Annotated in this window: 18 protein-coding genes and 1 tRNA gene; 4 read left to right on the top strand and 15 right to left on the bottom strand. The window is 70.0% G+C overall.

Annotated features, from left to right (window positions below; all coding sequences use genetic code 11):
* Window positions 1–152: 152 nt before the first annotated feature.
* Together ACIBCU_RS17410 and ACIBCU_RS17415 are read left to right on the top strand one after the other, a co-directional pair.
* Entirely contained in the window at window positions 153–1,652 is a 1,500-nt protein-coding gene (locus ACIBCU_RS17410) for a DHA2 family efflux MFS transporter permease subunit (protein ID WP_399232165.1), read from the top strand.
* Between the two features lie 79 nt (window positions 1,653–1,731).
* The gene (locus ACIBCU_RS17415; RefSeq protein ID WP_362930709.1) at window positions 1,732–2,505 is read left to right on the top strand and encodes a TetR/AcrR family transcriptional regulator; all 774 of its coding nucleotides are present in this window, start codon (window positions 1,732–1,734) and stop codon (window positions 2,503–2,505) included.
* 14 nt (window positions 2,506–2,519) lie between these two features.
* Here ACIBCU_RS17415 and ACIBCU_RS17420 read toward each other — a convergent pair whose 3' ends face one another.
* From ACIBCU_RS17420 to ACIBCU_RS17440, 5 genes are all read right to left on the bottom strand, one after another.
* Window positions 2,520–3,467: an NAD(P)-dependent oxidoreductase gene (locus ACIBCU_RS17420; RefSeq protein ID WP_399232168.1), complete on the bottom strand. Its 948-nt coding sequence runs from the start codon at window positions 3,465–3,467 to the stop codon at window positions 2,520–2,522.
* Between the two features lie 3 nt (window positions 3,468–3,470).
* A complete protein-coding gene (locus ACIBCU_RS17425) occupies window positions 3,471–3,941 on the bottom strand; it encodes a PPOX class F420-dependent oxidoreductase (protein ID WP_399232170.1) in 471 nt (156 codons plus the stop codon).
* Between the two features lie 29 nt (window positions 3,942–3,970).
* On the bottom strand, window positions 3,971–4,786 hold the full coding sequence (locus ACIBCU_RS17430; RefSeq protein WP_399232172.1) for a YceI family protein: 816 nt from the start codon (window positions 4,784–4,786) through the stop codon (window positions 3,971–3,973).
* Between the two features lie 181 nt (window positions 4,787–4,967).
* Window positions 4,968–7,454, bottom strand: a complete 2,487-nt coding sequence (locus ACIBCU_RS17435) for an MFS transporter (RefSeq protein WP_362930701.1) — start codon at window positions 7,452–7,454, stop codon at window positions 4,968–4,970.
* 23 nt (window positions 7,455–7,477) lie between these two features.
* Window positions 7,478–7,990, bottom strand: a complete 513-nt coding sequence (locus ACIBCU_RS17440; protein ID WP_362930699.1) for a MarR family winged helix-turn-helix transcriptional regulator — start codon at window positions 7,988–7,990, stop codon at window positions 7,478–7,480.
* Between the two features lie 326 nt (window positions 7,991–8,316).
* Between ACIBCU_RS17440 and ACIBCU_RS17445 the strand changes: the two genes are divergently transcribed.
* The gene (locus tag ACIBCU_RS17445; RefSeq protein WP_362930697.1) at window positions 8,317–8,532 is read left to right on the top strand and encodes a hypothetical protein; all 216 of its coding nucleotides are present in this window, start codon (window positions 8,317–8,319) and stop codon (window positions 8,530–8,532) included.
* A gap of 263 nt (window positions 8,533–8,795) precedes the next feature.
* Here the strand turns inward: ACIBCU_RS17445 and ACIBCU_RS17450 are convergent, their stop codons facing one another.
* The 6 genes from ACIBCU_RS17450 to ACIBCU_RS17475 all read right to left on the bottom strand — a co-directional run bounded on the left by ACIBCU_RS17450 (window position 8,796) and on the right by ACIBCU_RS17475 (window position 14,189).
* Entirely contained in the window at window positions 8,796–9,662 is an 867-nt protein-coding gene (locus tag ACIBCU_RS17450) for an RNA polymerase sigma factor SigF (protein ID WP_399232175.1), read from the bottom strand.
* A 234-nt stretch (window positions 9,663–9,896) separates the two neighbouring features.
* Window positions 9,897–10,754 (bottom strand): RNA polymerase sigma factor SigF, encoded by an 858-nt coding sequence (locus ACIBCU_RS17455; protein WP_362930693.1) that lies wholly within the window; start codon window positions 10,752–10,754, stop codon window positions 9,897–9,899.
* A gap of 186 nt (window positions 10,755–10,940) precedes the next feature.
* Window positions 10,941–11,234 (bottom strand): Dabb family protein, encoded by a 294-nt coding sequence (locus tag ACIBCU_RS17460; RefSeq protein WP_104787561.1) that lies wholly within the window; start codon window positions 11,232–11,234, stop codon window positions 10,941–10,943.
* 10 nt (window positions 11,235–11,244) lie between these two features.
* A complete protein-coding gene (locus tag ACIBCU_RS17465; protein WP_014155101.1) occupies window positions 11,245–11,409 on the bottom strand; it encodes a hypothetical protein in 165 nt (54 codons plus the stop codon).
* Between the two features lie 384 nt (window positions 11,410–11,793).
* On the bottom strand, window positions 11,794–13,410 hold the full coding sequence (locus tag ACIBCU_RS17470) for an MDR family MFS transporter (RefSeq protein WP_399232336.1): 1,617 nt from the start codon (window positions 13,408–13,410) through the stop codon (window positions 11,794–11,796).
* Between the two features lie 131 nt (window positions 13,411–13,541).
* A complete protein-coding gene (locus tag ACIBCU_RS17475; protein WP_362930691.1) occupies window positions 13,542–14,189 on the bottom strand; it encodes a TetR family transcriptional regulator in 648 nt (215 codons plus the stop codon).
* Window positions 14,190–14,517: 328 nt separating this feature from the next.
* Here ACIBCU_RS17475 and ACIBCU_RS17480 point away from each other — a divergent pair, with 328 nt between their 5' ends.
* A complete protein-coding gene (locus ACIBCU_RS17480; RefSeq protein WP_362930689.1) occupies window positions 14,518–15,309 on the top strand; it encodes a hypothetical protein in 792 nt (263 codons plus the stop codon).
* 67 nt (window positions 15,310–15,376) lie between these two features.
* Here the strand turns inward: ACIBCU_RS17480 and ACIBCU_RS17485 are convergent.
* The 4 genes from ACIBCU_RS17485 to ACIBCU_RS17500 all read right to left on the bottom strand — a co-directional run bounded on the left by ACIBCU_RS17485 (window position 15,377) and on the right by ACIBCU_RS17500 (window position 17,082).
* Window positions 15,377–15,461 (bottom strand) — tRNA-Ser (locus ACIBCU_RS17485).
* Between the two features lie 80 nt (window positions 15,462–15,541).
* A complete protein-coding gene (gene tadA, locus ACIBCU_RS17490) occupies window positions 15,542–15,970 on the bottom strand; it encodes a tRNA adenosine(34) deaminase TadA (protein WP_362930687.1) in 429 nt (142 codons plus the stop codon).
* An 81-nt stretch (window positions 15,971–16,051) separates the two neighbouring features.
* Window positions 16,052–16,627, bottom strand: a complete 576-nt coding sequence (locus tag ACIBCU_RS17495) for a hypothetical protein (RefSeq protein WP_362930778.1) — start codon at window positions 16,625–16,627, stop codon at window positions 16,052–16,054.
* Between the two features lie 218 nt (window positions 16,628–16,845).
* The gene (locus ACIBCU_RS17500) at window positions 16,846–17,082 is read right to left on the bottom strand and encodes a hypothetical protein (RefSeq protein WP_362930685.1); all 237 of its coding nucleotides are present in this window, start codon (window positions 17,080–17,082) and stop codon (window positions 16,846–16,848) included.
* Between the last annotated feature and the right edge of the window lie 75 nt (window positions 17,083–17,157).

Raw genomic sequence — 17,157 nt, forward strand, 5'->3', positions numbered from 1 at the left:
GGAGCACAGGCTCCGGGCCACCGCCCTGTCACGTCACCGGTGCGGCTCCGGAGGCTGTAGGCCTATGTGTTGTACGCCGTAGAGGAAATGCCATACGGTGTACAAGAGCATCTCCCGTACACCGTACAAGTGCACCGGAACCAGGAGCCCGCATGACGGCGACCACCGCCGAGCAGAACGACCTCACCCCCCGGAGCGGCCACGCGCGGCGGTGGGTGATCCTCGGAGTCATCTGCCTCGCCCAGCTCACCGTGCTGCTCGACAACACCGTCCTGAACGTCGCGATCCCCTCGCTCACCACGGATCTGCACGCCTCCACCGCCGATGTGCAGTGGATGATCAACGCCTACGCGCTCGTCCAGTCGGGGCTCGTCCTCACCGCGGGCAGCGCCGCCGACCGCTACGGCCGGAAGAAGATGCTGGTCGCCGGGCTCGCGCTGTTCGGCGTCGGCTCGCTGGCCGCAGGGCTCGCGCAGTCCTCCGGACAACTGATCGCCGCCCGCGCGGGGATGGGTGTCGGAGGCGCGCTGCTGATGACGACCACCCTCGCCGTCGTGGTGCAGATCTTCGACGACACCGAGCGCGTGAAGGCGATCGGCATCTGGTCCACCGTGAGCTCGCTGGGCTTCGCCGCCGGTCCGCTGATCGGCGGGGCGATGCTCGACCACTTCTGGTGGGGCGCGATCTTCCTGATCAACATCCCCGTGGCGGTCATCGGCCTCGTCGCGGTCGTCCGGCTCGTCCCCGAGTCGAGGAACCCCCACGGCGACCGCCCGGACCTGGTCGGGGCGCTGCTCTCCACCCTCGGCATGGCCTCCGTCGTGTACGCGATCATCTCCGGCCCGGAGCACGGCTGGGGCTCCGGCCCGGTCCTGCTGACGGCCTTCGCCGGGGCCGCCGTCCTCACCGGATTCGTCCTGTGGGAGCTCCATGTCCCGTACCCGATGCTGGACATGCGCTTCTTCCGCAACCAGAGGTTCACCGGCGCGGTCGCGGGCGCGATCCTCGTCGCCTTCGGGATGACGGGTTCGCTCTTCCTGCTGACCCAGCACTTGCAGTTCGTCCTCGGGTACGAGCCGCTGGAGGCCGGACTGCGGACGGCTCCGCTCGCCCTCACCGTCGTCGCGCTCAACCTCACGGGGCTCGGCGCCCGGCTCGTGGGGAAGCTGGGCACGCCCGCCGTCATCGCCGCCGGGATGAGTCTGCTGGCCGCCGGGCTCGGGGCCATCGCCCTGCTGGGCGGGCGGGACTACGGCGGCATGCTGCTCGGCCTGATCGTCATGGGGGCGGGCGTCGCGCTCGCCATGCCCGCGATGGCCAACGCGATCATGAGCGCCATCCCGCCGGAGAAGGCGGGCGTGGGCGCCGGGGTGAACGGCACGCTCGCCGAGTTCGGCAACGGGCTCGGGGTCGCCGTGCTCGGAGCCGTGCTCAACTCCCGGTTCGCCGCGCTCGTACCGGGTGTCGCCGGGGCCGCCTCACTGCCCGCAACGCTCGCCGCAGCCGACGGGGCGGCGGACCGCGAGCGCATCACGGACGCCTTCGCCTCGGGCCTGGAGACCAGCCAACTGGTCGGAGCGGCGGCGGTCCTGGCCGGTGGTCTGCTGGCCGCGGTCCTGCTGAGGCGGGCGGAGCGTACGGAGGCCGACTGAGAACCCCAGGTGACGGGCATAGCATCGGACAGGGGCGCCGGTACGCAGGAGAGCCACCGCGAGACGAGGAGTGTGCGCCATGGGGGCCGCGGCAGACCGTGTGAAGAACCCTTCCAGGGTCAGTGTGTGGCTGGACCGGCGCACACCGTCGCGCACCCGCAAGGCGGATCAGCCGGCCGGCCTCGACCGGGACAGGATCACGGCGGCGAGCGTCCGGCTGCTGGACGCCGACGGCCTCGCGAAGTTCTCCATGCGGCGCCTCGCCGCCGAGCTCGACGTCACGGCGATGTCCCTCTACTGGTACGTCGACACCAAGGACGACCTGCTGGAACTCGCCCTGGACACCGTCTTCGGCGAGATCCCGGCCACGGCGGAGGACATCGACTGGCGCGACCGCCTGCGTGAACTGGCCACCAGCTACCGGAAGATGTTCGTCCGGCACCCCTGGGTATCGGCCCTCATCGGCAGCTTCCTGAACATCGGCCCGCACTCGATGCTGTTCTCGTACGCCGTCCAGGACGTCGTCCGGGCCACCGGGCTGCCCCTGGAGCGGCAGACGGGCGCGATGGCGGCCGTCTTCCAGTTCGTCTACGGATTCGGCACCACCGAGGGGCACTTCGTGCAGCGCACGGTGGAGGCCGGGCTCACCCAGGACGAGTACTTCGAGCGGGCGATGGGAACGATCCGCGCGGACCCTGAGATCCATCAGGCCATGCGGCCCTCGGAGAACCTCATGGAGGCGCGTGGCGGGGCGACGGTGGAGGAGATGCGCGAGCGGGACTTCACGTTCGCGCTGGACCTCCTGATCGCGGGCATCGAGGCGACGTGCGAACGGGCGGCGCGCCGGCCGTAGGAGGAGCCCGGCCCTCAGTAGCCGCGGCGGGTGTCCACGGCCAGGGCCGGTGTGCGCCCCTCGGCGACCGCCTGCCAGCAGGACTCGAAGTCGGCGACGACGTCCTCGTCGGCCGTGATGCCGGCCGAGTGCGACGTGATCACCGTGCGCGGCAGCCGCCAGGCGCGGTCGCCGGGAGCCGCGGGCTCGTCGGGCAGCACGTCGAGTACGGCGCGGCGGACCTTTCCGCCGTGCAGCGCGGTCTCCAGCGCCGCCATGTCCACCGTCGCGCCCCGGCCCACGTTGAGGAAGGTGGCGCCCCGCATCGCGGTGAATCTGGCGGCGTCGAAGAAGCGCTCCGTGGCACCGGTCAGGGGCAGGGCCGACACCACCCACCTGGCCTCCGCCAGCGCCGCCGTCTCCTCCTCCGAGCCGGCCAGGACCACCCGGTCGAAGCCCGCGGGCGCGGCGCGGGGAGTGCGGCCCACGCCCACCGTGCGTACGGAGCAGGCGCGCAGCAGGCCGGCGACGGCGGAGCCGATGCGACCGGTGCCGTGGATGACCGCGGTCCGCCCGGCGGCGAGCTCGGACGGGAGGCGGCGCCACTCGGACCTGGAGTGCTGCGCGGTGTGCTCCGGGACGGACTGGCACTCGGCGAGGATCCAGGCCAGCGTGTACTGGGCGATCCGCTCGCCCATCCGTCCCACCGTCCGTGTCAGCAGGGCCCCTTCGGGCCAGGGCCCGGCGGCGAGCAGCGCGTCCGTACCCGCGTTGACGCTGTGGAACCACGACAGGCCGGGGACCCGCAGCGCTTCGGGCAGCACGTCCCCCACGTACACGAAGGGGACGTCGGGCGCGGTGGCGTACACCGGTACGGCCGGCCGGCCGGTGATCCGTTCCAGCTCACGGACCACGGCCGGTCCGACGGACGGGGAGGTCAGCAGCCGGGCCCGCGCGAGCGGGTCCGGGTGGGGCGGGGTCATCGGTCAGGCGCCGCCGGCCAGGTGGGCGGGGAAGCCGCCGGTGGCGACCGGGCTCCAGCGCTCCGGAGTGATCCGGATGATGGACTTCCCCTGCTTGATCATCGCTGCCCGGTACTCGTCCCAGTCCGGGTGCTCGCCGGAGATGTTGCGGAAGTACTCGACGAGGGGCTCGACCGAATCCGGTGAGTCGATCACCTCGGCCGAGCCGTCGACCTGGACCCAGGGTCCGTTCCACTCGTCCGACAGGACGATCACGCTGACCCGCTCGTCCCGCTTGGCGTTACGGGTCTTGGCCCGTTCGGGGTAGGTCGAGACGACGATCCGCCCCGCGTCGTCCACGCCGCAGGTGAGCGGGGAGCCCTGGGGGCGGCCGTCGGACCGGGTGGTCAGCAGGATCGCCCGGTGCCGGGGCCGCACGAAGTCCAGCAGTTCCCCGAGTTCCACGGCGGTGTTGGTCGCGATGTCGGTTGCCATACGGCCCACCCTAGGGCCTTCGGAGCGCCTTATCCCGAGACGGAGTCGCCCTGGACCGCCTGGATGTCGAGCTCCACGCGCAGGGTCGTGCCGATCGCGGAGATGCCCGCCTGCAGCACCTGGTTGTAGTTCATGGCGAAGTCGTCGCGGCGCAGCTCCGCCGTGGCGTGGAAGGCCGCCCGCACCCCGCCCCACGGGTCGGGCCCGGTGCCCAGGTAGCTGAGGTCGAGGTCCACGTCCCGCGCGATGCCGTGCATGGTGAGCAGGCCGTGCACCGTCCAGCGGTCGGGCCCGGCCGGGGTCAGCGCACGGGAGCGGTAGGTGAGCTCAGGGAACGCCTCCACGTCCAGGAAGTCCGCCGAGCGCAGGTGCTTGTCCCGCATGGCGTTGCCCGTGTCGATGCTGCTGGAGGCGATGAAGGCCTCCACCCGGGAGTTCTGGACGTCCTCGGTGATCTCGATACGGCCGCCGAACTCGGTGAACCGGCCGTGCACGCTGGAGATCCCCAGGTGCTGTGCGACCGCGGCCACCGAGGAGTGCACCGGGTCCAGCGACCAGGTGCCCGGAGGCGGCAGTTCCACGCCGCCCTGCCGGGCCAGCACCACGGTCCCGGCCTCGACGCGGCCGCTGGCCGTGACGAGCGCGGTGGACGCGGCGGGGGCGTAACCCACCGCCGTGACGATCACCGTGTACGCGCCGGCCTGGAGGAGATCGTCGGTGCGGACGGCCCCGTTCTCGTCGGCGGCGGCACGGAGCACCTGGGTGCCCGTCATGTCGGTCACCGTCACGACGGCGTGCTGGACCGCCCAGCCGTCCCGCGTACGTACCTGTGCGCGAAGTCCCATCCCGTGTTCTCTCCTTGCTCAAATCACTCGTGAAGCAGCGACTCAATGAGTCGGGCCCCGGGGCGGGATCGGCAGGCCGTCCCCTGCCTGCCGTTCCCGCCACGGGGCCCATTTCCACCGGCGGCCACAGCCTCTCCGCTCGAAGTGCTGTCCCGCCAGGGGTCTTTGCGGATCTTCCCTCTTACTCGCCCGGGTGGGCGAGCTCGATGTCGTGACCGTCGACTCCGCTGCCGCTCACGGTCAGCGAGCCCGCAACCGGCGGGTAGCCGGTCGCGATCACGGAGTACTCACCGGCGTCCAGGTCGGTGAAGGCGTACACGCCGTCCTCCCCGGTCGTCGAGGTGGCGACCACGTTGCCGGCCGCGTCGACCAGCGTGACCCGGGCGTCGTTCAGCGGTGCCCGGCGGGAGCCGGCCTTGACGACCCCGCGCACCAGCGCGCCGGACCGCAGGGCCACGTCGACCCGGGTGACACCCTGGCCGCCGACCTCCACCGGCAGGGCCAGCGGACGGAAGCCCGCAGCCGTGACGGCGACGGTCACCGAGCCGGGGATCAGCTCGCCGAAGGTGAACTCACCCGCGTCGCCCGAGATGCCCGTGGCCAGCACGTCGCCGCGCACGTCGGTGACGACCACCATGGCGCCGTCGACCGGGGTGCCGCCCTCGGCGGTCCGCACGGTCCCGGAGAGACCGCTCGTACCGGCGAGCAGGATGTCGTAGGCCAGCGGCTCCTCGCCGACGACCACGGTGGACGCCTGCGGCTGGAAGCCGTCGGCGGAGGCGATCAGGACGTAACTGCCGGAGCCCGGAGCGTCCAGGACGTAGCCGCCGTCGGCCTGGGCGACGGAGCGCCCCAGCTGCCGGCCGCCCAGCGAGATGAGTGTGACGGCGGCACGGGCCACGGGTGCGCCCTCGGCGCCCCGCACCACACCGCGTACGGGCGTTCCCTGAATGGTCAGCTCCTTCGTGGCGACCGACCCCTCCGGGACGGCGGCCGAGGTGAGTGCGCCCGTAGCCTCGACGACCGGCACGGTGCTGGTGGTGGCCTCGACGGACGTCGTCTCGGCGGGGGCGGTGTCGTCGTTGCCTGCCCGGCTCTTCAGCGCGACCTCCTTGATGAAGATGGTCAGGAGGAAGGCGACCAGCGCGGCGGGCGCGGCGAACAGGAAGACGTCGGCGACACCGTGGCCGTAGGCGACCTCCATGACCGTACGGAGCGGGGCGGGGAGCGCGTCCAGGTCGGGGATGCCCCCGCCGCCCGTTCCGCCGTGGCCCAGCGCGGCGCCCTCGGGGCCGAGGTCGGCGAGGCCGTCCTTGACGTAGTGGGTGACGCGGTTGCCCAGGACGGCACCCAGCGCCGAGACGCCGATCGCACCACCGAGGGAACGGAAGAACGTCACGACGGAGCTGGCCGCACCCAGGTCGGCGGGGGCCACCTGGTTCTGCGTGGCGAGCACCAGGTTCTGCATCATCATGCCGATGCCGAGACCCATGACGAACATGAAGACCGCGATCTGCCAGTACTCGGTGTCGTACCGGATGGTGCCCAGCAGCCCGAGACCCGCGGTCAGCAGGAAGCCACCGGTGACCAGCCAGGCCTTCCAGCGGCCGGTCTTGGTGATGATCTGGCCCGACACGGTCGAGGAGAGGAAGAGCCCGGCGATCATCGGGATCGTCATGACGCCGGACATCGTCGGCGACTTGTCCCGCGCCAGCTGGAAGTACTGGCTGAAGAAGACGGTGCCCGCGAACATCCCGATACCGACGAACAGCGAGGCCGCGGAGGCCAGCGTGATGGTGCGGTTACGGAAGAGGCGCAGCGGGATGATCGGCTCGCGGGCCCTGGACTCGGTGAACAGGAACAGCGCGGCGAGGACCACGGTGCCGGCGAGCATCGTGTACGTCTGCCAGGAGACCCAGTCGTACTTGTCGCCCGCGAAGGTCACCCAGAGCAGCAGCAGCGAGACCGCGGCGCTGATGAAGAACGCGCCGGTCCAGTCGATCTTGACGCCCTCGCGCTTGACCACGGGGAGCTTCAGGGTCTTCTGGAGCACGATCAGGGCGATGACCGCGAACGGCACACCCACGTAGAAGCACCAGCGCCAGCCCATCCAGCTGGTGTCGGTGATGACACCGCCGAGGAGCGGGCCGCCCACGGTGGCGACGGCGAAGACCGCGCCGAGGTAGCCGCTGTACCGTCCGCGCTCGCGCGGGGAGATCATCGCGGCCATCACGATCTGGGCGAGGGCGGAGAGACCGCCGACGCCGATGCCCTGCACCACACGGCAGATGATGAGCATGCCGCTGCTGGTCGAGAGACCGGCGACTATGGAGCCGGCCACGTAGATGATCAGGGCGATCTGGACCAGCAGCTTCTTGCTGAACAGGTCCGCGAGCTTGCCCCACAGCGGGGTGGTGGCGGTCATGGCCAGCAGCGAGGCCGTCACGACCCAGGTGTAGGCGCTCTGGCCGCCACCGAGGTCGGAGATGATCTCGGGCAGGGCGTTGGAAACGACCGTCGACGACAGAATCGCGACGAACATGCCGAGCAGCAGCCCGGTCAGCGCTTCCATGATCTGCCGGTGTGTCATCGGCGTGCCTGCGGGGGCTTCGGCAGCCCCGTGCTTGGCGTGGCCGCCCCGCACACCGGGTGGTGTGGTCGTAGCCATTGAATTCCTTCTCTTTGCTTCTGTTACACGGGTGTACGGGTGTGCGCCTCGTCGGAGTGCCCGGCGCGGCAGTCGCCGCTGTGCCTTCCGGGGGCACACCCACCGGAGCCGCGGCAGGCGAAGCTGTCGCGCAGCCGGGACAACAACGTGCTGAGCTGACCGACCTCTTCGTCGGACCAGTCGATGAGGTTGTGGGCGAACATCTCGGTGGTCCGCCGGTTCAGCTCGCCGAGCAGTTCCTCGCCGGCGGGGGTCAGCCGCAGGATGCGGGACCTCTTGTCCGCCGGGTCCGGAGACCTTTCGATCCAGCCGTTCTCCACCACGTGGGTCACATGTCGGCTGGTCACCGACATGTTCACGGCCAGGAGGTCGGCCAGCTGGGAGATCCGCATCTCGCCGTACTTGGCCAGCAGCGTCAGCACGGCGGCCGAGCCACCGGGACACTCGGCGGGCAGGATGCGGGAGAGGCCCCGTTTGACGGCTCCGACGGCGCTGAGCTGCCGGGCCAGTTCTTCGTACTGGCTCCGTGCTGCCACTGACCCTCCAGACGTTTCGCGAGGTCATCTTGTTGCTTAGGGCAACGATAGAAGCAGTTGGTTGCCGCAGGCAAACGAAATGGGGCTTGCAGAAGTAAAGGAAGGCAAAAGCCTGTGTAGGCGGCGGGTCAAGCGTGCAGCGCACAGGGGTGCGCCTGGGCCGGATGTGTTCCTCGCCACAGGTCAGGTGGTGCGAGGGGGCGCGTGGAGGCGGTGCGGAGCGCTCCGGCGGACGGGTGAAGAGGCCGTGTGCGCGGGGGAAGGGCATCGCCCCTTGTGGACCCGGGGGTTGGGCGGAAGGCTCGCGTTCGCTAGTGTCCTGGGCCATGGCACACAACCCCCACGCCCCGCAGCCGGGCCCCGAGGGCACTCACGACCCGGCGGGCAGCACGCAGATGTTCCGCGCCTTCGTCGACGAGGGCGAGCCGCAGCGCAGGCAGCAGCCCGCCGCGACCTCGTCCGGTTCGAAGACCGGGGTGATCGTGGCCGTCGTCGCGGTCATCGTCGTCCTCGGCGCCATCGCCTGGCTCGCGCTCGGCTGACCACCGCCCGTCCCCTTCACGGCCGGCCCGTCACCCTCTCCGGGGCCCGTGGACCGGCCAGGCGCCCACGTGAACGTGTACGCCGTCCTTCCGCACCGCTCCCGCACCGCACGTCGGCGCGGGAGCGGTCCGCGTTGCGGCACGGCGAGGGAGCGTCCGCGGGTTCCGTGCGGCGCGGGAAGCCCGGACACGGCGAGGCCGCCGGGGTGGCGTGCGTGGTGCCCCGGCGGCCGGTGAGCCGCTCCGTACGGACCCGTCAGGGGTCAGTCGGAGATGAGCCCCTCCCTGAGCTGGGTGAGCGTCCGGGTCAGCAGCCGGGAGACGTGCATCTGCGAGATGCCGACCTCCTCGCCGATCTGCGACTGGGTCATGTTGGCGAAGAAGCGCAGCATGATGATCTGCCGCTCGCGGGGGGCGAGCTTGGCCAGCAGCGGCTTCAGGGACTCGCGGTACTCGACGCCCTCCAGCGCCGCGTCCTCGTATCCGAGGCGGTCCGCCAGCGAGCCCTCGCCGCCGTCGTCCTCGGGTGACGGCGAGTCCAGAGAGGAGGCCGTGTAGGCGTTGCCCACGGCCAGGCCGTCGACCACGTCCTCCTCGGAGACCCCGAGCGCCTTGGCCAGCTCCGGCACCGTCGGCGAGCGGTCGAGCTTCTGGGCGAGCTCGTCGCTGGTCTTGGTGAGGGCGAGCCGCAGCTCCTGGAGCCGGCGCGGCACCCGCACCGACCACGAGGTGTCGCGGAAGAAGCGCTTGATCTCCCCCACGACGGTCGGCATCGCGAACGTGGGGAATTCCACGCCCCGTTCGCAGTCGAAGCGGTCGATCGCCTTGATCAGGCCGATCGTCCCGACCTGGACGATGTCCTCCATGGGTTCGTTACGGCTCCGGAACCGCGCCGCCGCGTACCGCACGAGCGGGAGGTTGAGCTCGATGAGTGTGTCCCGCACATAGGCCCGCTCAGGGCTGTCCGTTCCGTCGGGGCCCGAGGCGGGACCCAGCGCGGCTAGCCGCAGGAACAGGGAGCGGGACAGGGTGCGGGTGTCGATGGCTTCCGGCGGGCTGGTGAGCACGGCTGGTGCCGGCACGCTCTTCGTGAGCGTGAGCACCTTCGAGCTGCCCTGTTCTGCGGACATGCCACCCCCTTGAGGTCGCGGACGGTCGCGGTGGCCACGACCATCGGAGGAACGCAGCCTCCACCTGAATACCGGAGGTAGGGCTGCGGCAAACGCGGTTCCAGCAGAATGTCACATGTCGGCAACACGCTGTAGTGACATGTCGACAAGTCAGCGCCGAAACTGCGCAGGAAACAGGGGGTGTGCGGCTTTTACGCCCCCGGATACCCCCCTCCAGGGGTCTACCCGTTCCGGTTACGCTTCGATCCTGTTTGCGGATCGCAGTCGGGCGAAACTTCTGGCCAGAAGCCTTGACACATGCATCTGGGAGACGCCCAGTTCGGCGCTGATCTGTGACTGCGTCAGGTTGTTGTAGTAGCGCAGGAGCAGGATCCGCTGCTCGCGCTCGGGCAGCTGGACGAGCAGATGCCGGACCAGGTCGCGGTGCTCGACCCCGGCCAGCGCCGGGTCCTCGTAGCCGAGGCGGTCCAGGAGTCCGGGCAGCCCGTCACCTTCCTGGGCGGCCTCCAGCGAGGTCGCGTGGTAGGAGCGACCCGCCTCGATGCAGGCGAGGACCTCGTCCTCGGAGATCTTCAGGCGCTCGGCGATCTCGGCGGTGGTCGGTGAGCGGCCGTGAGCGGTCGTCAGGTCCTCCGTCGCGCCGGTGACCTGGACCCAGAGCTCGTGCAGCCGCCGGGGCACGTGCACGGTCCGCACGTTGTCCCGGAAGTAGCGCTTGATCTCGCCGACCACGGTGGGCATGGCGAACGTGGGGAACTGGACGCCGCGTTCCGGGTCGAAGCGGTCGATGGCGTTGATCAGGCCGATGGTGCCGACCTGGACGACGTCCTCCATCGGCTCGTTGCGGCTGCGGAAGCGGGCCGCCGCGTAGCGCACGAGAGGCAGGTTCGCCTCGATCAGCGCGGTGCGCACCCTGTGGTGCTCCGGGGTGCCGGGTTCGAGGTCCTTGAGCCGTCCGAACAGCACCTGGGTCAGCGCCCTGGTGTCCGCGCCCCGGGCTCTCGCCGGTGCGGTGGGGTCGGGGGTCTCGGTCTGGATGTCGTCCGTCTGGACGTTCTGGGGCGGGACTTGAGGCGCTGTACTGGCCGGCACGGTGTCGCCACCCCTTTGCGGTCAACTACGGTCAACTCATCCGTCAAAAGCGGTCATAGCATCACAAGACATGTCCACTGTGTGCAAGCACCGCATAGAGTCGTGTTGAGGGTGTTTTGGTTTAAACATGCAGAAAAGCCCCTCTCCTGTAGGGGAGGGGCCGGCGGGGCCGGAGATCCGAAAGGGTCAGAAGGGGTAGTCGGCGATCACCCAAGTGGCGAAAGCGCGCCACTGGCCGGCCGCGGCCTGGTGCTCGGGGTGCTCGACGTACCGCTTGAGTGCGTCCTCGTCGGCGACCGCCGAATTGATGGCGAAGTCGTACGCGATCGGCCGGTCGGTGATGTTCCAGGCGCACTCCCAGAACTGCAGCTCGGGGATCTTCCCGCCGAGCTCCCGGAAGGCCTCCGCGCCCGCGACGACCCGCGGGTCGTCCCGCTCGACGCCGTCGTTCAGCTTGAACAGGACCAGGTGGCGGATCATGGTGGATCTCCTACTTCACGAGCTCGGACATGAAGTCTCCGACGCCCTGCGCGGCGCTCGAAACACCCTCGAACCCTATTTGAACGAGGTCGGCGCTCCGCTCGGGAGAGGTGATGATCGTGTACAGCACGAAGACCACAATCATGTAGAGCGCGATCTTCCTCGCTTGCACCACAGCCCCGCCCCTCCCCTTCGATCACCTGTGCAGTCGCGTGATTCTAGCCGCACGTCCGGGCGAATCCGCTGGCCGTTTCCGATCACCGATGAGGCTTTTAGGGTCGAAGGACCCGTCGATTCGGGCCCTTTGTCGGCGGGCGCGGCTTACGCCAGGGAGGAGTATGGGGTGTGAGCCCGCAGCACCTGCAGGAATGCGCGGGCCGAGGAACGGGACCTCCACGAGGTCCCCACCGCGTGACTTCCCCCCGACCGCGGCGAGGGCCTACGGTCCCCGTTCTCACCGGGGGAAGCGGCTTGTCCCCCCGATGCCGCTTCCCCCGACCTGACGCCCGAAGGGCCCGGCGCATCGCGCCGGGCCCTTCGTGTCGTCCGTCCGTACGGGTCAGTCCTTCTTCAGACCGACCGGGCCCGGGGCGGCGTCCTGGACGCCGGAGTCCGCACCGTCCCGGGGAGCCGGGACGGTGACCGCGGTGGCCACGGCGGCCTCCTCGGCGGCGAGGCGTTCCATGCCGCTCGTCGTCTTGAGGGGCTTCTCCTTGATGAAGAGCACCGAGAGCAGGGCGAGGAAGGCGAACGGGGTGGCGATGAGGAAGAGGTCACCGGTCGCGACGCCGTACGCGTGCTCGACGATCTGCTTGATCGGCTCGGGCAGCGTAGTCATGTCGGGCACGGCGCTGCTGTGGCCCCCGCCGGTCGTGGGGAGCCCGCTGTCCGCGAGACCCTTGCTCATCTCACTGGCCACCCGGTTGGCGAGGATCGCGCCGAGCACACTGGTGCCGATGGTGCCGCCGAGGCTGCGGAAGAAGGACAGCACGGAGGTCGCGGCGCCCAGTTCGTGCGCCGGCACGTCGTTCTGCGCGGCGAGCACGAGGTTCTGCATCAGCATGCCGACGCCGATGCCCATGAGCGCCATGTAGAGGCTGAGCAGGCCGAAGTGTGTGTCGGCGCCGATGGTCGAGAGCAGTCCGAGGCCGGCCATCATGACGACGGAGCCCGAGACGAGGTAGATCTTCCACTTGCCGGTCGCGGAGATGATCTGTCCGGCGACGGTCGAGGAGACCAGCAGACCGCCGATCATCGGGAGGCTCATGAGCCCCGCCTCGGTCGGGGACTTGCCCAGCGAGATCTGGAAGTACTGGGACAGGAAGACGGTCCCGGCGAACATCGCGACACCGACGAAGAAGCTCGCCAGGGTCGTGAGCGACACCGTGCGGTTGCGGAAGATGTCCAGCGGGATGATCGGCTCCGCGGCCCTCTGCTCGACGAAGACCGCCGCCACCAGGAGCAGCACGCCGGTGATCACCAGTGCGGCCGTCTGCCAGGAGGCCCAGTCGAAGCTGTTGCCCGCGAGGGACGTCCAGATTAGCAGCGCGCAGACGCCGGCCACGATCAGGAAGGCGCCCAGCCAGTCGATGCTGACCTTGCGGCGTACGGTCGGCAGCTTCAGGGTGCGCTGGAGCAGCACGATCCCGGCCAGTGCGAACGGCACACCGATGAAGAAGCACCAGCGCCAGCCGAGCCACGAGGTGTCCACGAGGACACCACCGATCAGCGGACCCGCGACCGTGCCCACGGCGAAGACCGCGCCGAAGATGCCCGCGTACTTGCCGAGCCGGCGCGGCGGGATGACGGCGGCCATGACGATCTGGGCCAGCGCGGTCAGACCACCGGCGCCGATGCCCTGGATGACGCGGCTGATGATCAGGGTGACGACGTCCTGGGAGAAGCCGGCCACCAGGGAGCCGACCACGAACAGGCCGAGCGAGAGCTGGAGCAGCAGCTTCTGGTTGAACAGGTCGGCGAGCTTGCCCCACAGCGGCACGGTGGCCGTCATGGCGAGCAGCTCGGAGGTCACGACCCAGGTGTACGAGGACTGGCTCGCACCGAGGTCGGCGATGATCCGCGGCAGGGCGTTGGCGACGACCGTGCCCGCGAGGATGGCGACGAACATGCCCGCCATCAGGCCGGACATCGCCTGCAGTATCTGCTTGTTGGACATGGAGGTGGGCGCCTGCTCGGGCGCCTCGGTTGCGGTCACGGTGTCCTTCTTCGGTACGTGAGCAGAACAGGTCGGTGGTGTGCGGGACTTCGGCCGCGGCGGGCGGGCTACGCCCGGCCGCGGCGGGCGGGCTACGCCGAGGGCCGCGGGAGGCCCTGCGCCAGCTGGGCGAAGACGTCCTGGAAGATCTCCGCGAGTACGGTCTCGCCGGGGTGGTCGCACCAGTGCTCGATGGCGACCCGCAGGGCGGTCTGGGTGACGGCTGCGAGGAGCCGGGGGAAGACGGCCGTCCCGGGCGGCCCGTCCGTGCCGCCACGGGTGGCGTCGAGCCAGTCCGCGATGGCGCCGGCGAGGGCCTTCTCCTCTGCCACGTGGGCCTTCAGGCCGCGGTGAATGAGGTGGGGAGACCGCTGGAGCACCTTGGACTGGAGGGCCCACAGCTCCTGGCGGGCCTCGAACCCGTCGAGTTCGGCGACGAGGGCGTCGCGTACGACGTCGAGCGGGGGCCGTTCGGCGGGGGCGCGGCGCACGGACTCCCTGATGCGCTCGCCCACCTCGTCGTCTACCAGGACGAACGCGTCGTCGTGGCTGGGGAAGTAGTTGAAGAACGTCCTGGGTGAGACGCCGGCGGCCTCGCTGATGGCCTCGACGGTGACGTTCTCGACGCCGTGCTCCGCGGCGAGCCGCACGGCCGCCTCGGCGATGGCCCTGCGCGTGGCCTGCTTCTTGCGCTCCCGCAGCCCGGGTCCGGATGTCGTCGTCTTCGGCACAACGTGCATAGTAGGCAAAGATGCACATCCTGCAAAATTATTTGCCGGAGTGATCGCCGGCCCGGTCGGTGTGGCCGAGTGGTGGGCTTCCGCCCACCCCATGGCCGGTGGGCCCCCGAATGGGCGCCCCGGCGCGGGGCCGTTCTCCCAGTGGGGTCAAGGCCGTTCGCAGATTCCACGGCCCTGGTCGACGCGGATCGTGCGTTGCGTAAGAGATGAATATGCCTACATATGGTGATTATGCCGCCACTGATGGTTACTTCCCGGTGGTGTGCGTCGCGTCGATCGGGCATCCGGCGCACGCCGGGTGCCCTTCAACTACTCAGAAGGAGTGAGTGTGAGCACTCGCTTTGGCGTGACCCGGAGGAAAGCCCTCACGGTCACAGCACTGGCCGCGATCGTCGCCTCGACCCTCTCGGGAGCGTCCGCTGTCGCGGACGGGAACGGCGGAGACAGCGAGCGCGGCTCGGATCACTGGGGCGTGATCACCCGCAACACGATCGGCTCGCCCGTCGCCGACCTGCGGAACGGCCCGTTCGGTTCGTTCGGTGTGACGGGCCCCTCCGCCAGCCCGCCCTACGGACGGGGCAGCCTGGGCATCGAGGTGGCGGACGATTCCACCTCGCTGTCCCTTCCCAGCGAGAAGGTCGACTTCGGCAACGAGGTCGACTTCTTCGGCGATCCGGTGCAGGGCTTGCAGAGGGTCGGCTTCCACGTCTTCCAGACGGGGGAGAACGAGTCCTACGGAGGCCCCGAGAACATGCCGAACATCAGGTTCGAGATCGATCCGAACCTGGCCGCGCTGCCGAACGACAACTACTCCACGCTGGTGTGGGTGCCGGAGGCCGCCCCGGTGACGAACCGGTGGAGCGGCTTCATCGACGCCACCTCGACCGGCTACTGGTACCTCTCGGGCAACGAGGCCCCCGCCTGCAACCAGGCCGCGGAGTGCTCCCTCGAAGAGCTCAAGGACGCACTCGACGACGGCGGCGCGGGAGCGGCCATCTACACGGCCGCGGTGGGCAAGGGGCGCGACCACATGTGGATCGGCGCGGTCGACGGCCTTCGCATCAACCAGAACATCTATGACTTCGAGACCAACGGAGTCAGGACACGCCGGGCCGGCTGACGCGGCCGACCGGCACGGAACGCAGTGAAGGGACCGACCCAAACGGGTCGGTCCCTTCATCTACCTGCGGTAGCGGAGGGATTTGAACCCTCGGTGAGTTTCCCCACACTCGCTTTCGAGGCGAGCTCCTTCGGCCGCTCGGACACGCTACCGAGAGAGAGCTTAGACCATGCCGGGGCCTGGTTCGAAATCCGATTCCCGGACGACGGGCCGCAGCACCCGGGAGGCGGCCTCAGCGCTTCCGGAAGAACGCCGTCAGCAGGTCCGAGCAGCGGTCCTCCAGGACTCCGTGGATCACCTCGGGGCGGTGGTTGAGCCTGCGGTCGCGTACGACGTCCCAGAGCGAACCCACGGCACCGGCCTTCTCGTCCCGCGCCCCGTAGACCACCCGGGCGATCCGGGACTGGACGAGCGCGCCGGCGCACATCGTGCAGGGCTCCAGGGTGACGACCAGCGTGCAGCCGGTCAGCCGCCAGGAGCCGAGAGCGGCGGCGCCCCTGCGCAGGGCGAGCACCTCGGCGTGCGCCGTCGGGTCGCCGACGGCCTCGCGCTCGTTGTGGCCGGTGGCGATCAGGGCGCCGTCCGGACCCAGGAGAACGGCGCCGACCGGCACATCGCCGGCCGACGCCGCCTGCGCGGCCTCGTCCAGGGCTTGGCGCATGGATGCCTGCCACGGGTCCCTCACGGGATCGGGGGGAGGCGGTGAGGAGGGGGTGGGTGGTGGTGCGTTCACCCGCGGACCCTAACGGACGGCCTCCAGGACGTCGGCCGCTCCCAGCGCGTCGGCGATCTCCGCCAGCGCGTCGGTGCGCAGGGTCAGCAGATCCTTCTCGGACAGGCCCAGGTCGGCGAGGATTCCGAGATCGCCGAGCGGACCCGCCGGTACGGCATCGGGGTCCTCCTGATCCAGGTCGGGTTCGGTGACGGCGCTGCCGGAGCCGTCGGCGTCGGACAGGGGGTCATCCGGCTCGCCGTCCTCCGTACCGTCGAGGTCGACGAGCTCCTCGAGTGCGGCGATCTCGTCCTCGGCCCCCGGTTCGCGGCCGAGCAGTTCATCGGTGAGCAGGATCTCCCCGTACGAGGAGCGGGCGGCGGCGGACGCGTCCGAGATGTAGATACGGGGGTCCTCCTCACCGTCCACCCGGACGACGCCGAACCAGGCGTCCTCCTGCTCGATGTAGACGAGGACCGTCTCCTCGTCCACCGAGGCCTCACGGGCCAGATCCGTCAGGTCGGACAGGGTTTCCACATCGTCGAGCTCTGTATCGCTCGCTTCCCACCCGTCTTCGGTGCGCGCGAGCAGTGCGGCGAAGTACACCGTGACTCTCCCACTGGTCATAGGTGAATCGGTCCGACGGGAGGGCAGACGGTCATCCGGCTGCTCTGGGCCCCGCCCATTCGGCATCGTGGCAGAAACGAGCGCGATGCGAGACCTCTTCGACCGTTGCGTCGGCCATCAGTTGTTCCGAGTGCGCGTCCGCCGGTGGTGCTTCCGTGACTCCTCCGGGGGCGGTCCGGCTGCTCCGGCGACCGTCCTCACCAGCGGAACGTACGCATCCGCATCTGTTGCCGCATACGGGCCGCACGGGCGCGGCGCGGCTGGACCCGGTCGCGGAGCTGCTTCGCCTCGTGGAGCTCGCGGAGGAACTGCGCCCTGCGCCTCCGGCGTGCCGCGTCACTCTCCTGCGCGTCCGGCACGTTCTCCTGCGCGTCGGGCAGGTCGCGCGCGTCGCGTCCGGCCTGCCGCTGATACCGCTGCTCGCCGTCGGTCAATCGACACACCACCCCAAGCGTGGGTCCATATGCCCCCACCTTCCCCCCGAACAGGTGCTTGATGCCAGCGCGGAC

This window comes from Streptomyces sp. NPDC051064 (assembly GCF_044455985.1).
Lineage (GTDB): Bacteria > Actinomycetota > Actinomycetes > Streptomycetales > Streptomycetaceae > Streptomyces.

What these genes read in the sequence shown, in the direction of transcription:
- ACIBCU_RS17410 (WP_399232165.1), top strand. Translation starts at nt 153, where the DNA reads ATGACGGCGACCACCGCCGAGCAGAACGACCTCACCCCCCGGAGCGGC.
- ACIBCU_RS17415 (WP_362930709.1), top strand. Translation starts at nt 1,732, where the DNA reads ATGGGGGCCGCGGCAGACCGTGTGAAGAACCCTTCCAGGGTCAGTGTG.
- ACIBCU_RS17420 (WP_399232168.1), bottom strand. Translation starts at nt 3,467, where the DNA reads ATGACCCCGCCCCACCCGGACCCGCTCGCGCGGGCCCGGCTGCTGACC.
- ACIBCU_RS17425 (WP_399232170.1), bottom strand. Translation starts at nt 3,941, where the DNA reads ATGGCAACCGACATCGCGACCAACACCGCCGTGGAACTCGGGGAACTG.
- ACIBCU_RS17430 (WP_399232172.1), bottom strand. Translation starts at nt 4,786, where the DNA reads ATGGGACTTCGCGCACAGGTACGTACGCGGGACGGCTGGGCGGTCCAG.
- ACIBCU_RS17435 (WP_362930701.1), bottom strand. Translation starts at nt 7,454, where the DNA reads ATGGCTACGACCACACCACCCGGTGTGCGGGGCGGCCACGCCAAGCAC.
- ACIBCU_RS17445 (WP_362930697.1), top strand. Translation starts at nt 8,317, where the DNA reads ATGGCACACAACCCCCACGCCCCGCAGCCGGGCCCCGAGGGCACTCAC.
- ACIBCU_RS17450 (WP_399232175.1), bottom strand. Translation starts at nt 9,662, where the DNA reads ATGTCCGCAGAACAGGGCAGCTCGAAGGTGCTCACGCTCACGAAGAGC.
- ACIBCU_RS17460 (WP_104787561.1), bottom strand. Translation starts at nt 11,234, where the DNA reads ATGATCCGCCACCTGGTCCTGTTCAAGCTGAACGACGGCGTCGAGCGG.
- ACIBCU_RS17470 (WP_399232336.1), bottom strand. Translation starts at nt 13,410, where the DNA reads ATGTCCAACAAGCAGATACTGCAGGCGATGTCCGGCCTGATGGCGGGC.
- ACIBCU_RS17475 (WP_362930691.1), bottom strand. Translation starts at nt 14,189, where the DNA reads ATGCACGTTGTGCCGAAGACGACGACATCCGGACCCGGGCTGCGGGAG.
- tadA (WP_362930687.1), bottom strand. Translation starts at nt 15,970, where the DNA reads ATGCGCCAAGCCCTGGACGAGGCCGCGCAGGCGGCGTCGGCCGGCGAT.